The organism is Streptomyces shenzhenensis, from assembly GCF_021462265.1.
Taxonomy (GTDB): Bacteria; Actinomycetota; Actinomycetes; order Streptomycetales; family Streptomycetaceae; genus Streptomyces; species Streptomyces shenzhenensis.
Map to the genome: position 1 here is coordinate 1 of NZ_JAJONF010000194.1, position 509 is coordinate 509.

Below are 509 nucleotides of genomic sequence, written 5' to 3' on the forward strand. Positions count from 1 at the left end.
GGCCCTGGTCGCCGTCGCGGGCGTGGCCCTGGGCGTGCTGCTGCGCTCCAGCGCCGGGGCGATCGCGGTCCTGGTCGGTGTCCTGCTCATCCTCCCGGGCCTGGCCTCCCTGCTGCCCGACTCCGTCTACGACAACATCAACCCCTACTTCCCCAGCAACGCGGGCTCGGCGATGTACGCCCTGCACCAGTCCTCCGACGCCCTCTCCCCCGGGGCGGGCCTCGCCGTCTTCGCCGGGTGGGTGGCCCTCACCCTCGCCGCGGCCGGCTGGCGACTCCTCAAGAGCGACACCTGAGTGGCGGGGCGAGACAATTGGGGATCATGAGACAGGCCCCCACCGCCGCCGCCCGGGGGAGGGTCACCGCGCCGTCCCCCGGGCTCGCCGACGCCTGGGCGCACCCGCTGCTGGGCCGTATGCTGCGCGGTCAGGGCGCCCGGCGCCGACTGGACCAGCGGTATCCGTGGGTGCTCGACACCGCGGTCGTCCTCGTCGTCGCCCTGTCCGGCCT

2 pseudogenes are annotated in these 509 nt (G+C 74.7%); both read left to right on the forward strand.

From position 1 onward, the window contains the following. Nucleotides 1-295, forward strand: a pseudogene (locus LQ326_RS47415) (ABC transporter permease); the annotation flags it as partial. A gap of 26 nt (nucleotides 296-321) precedes the next feature. After that, a pseudogene (locus LQ326_RS47420) lies at nucleotides 322-509 on the forward strand (two-component sensor histidine kinase); the annotation flags it as partial.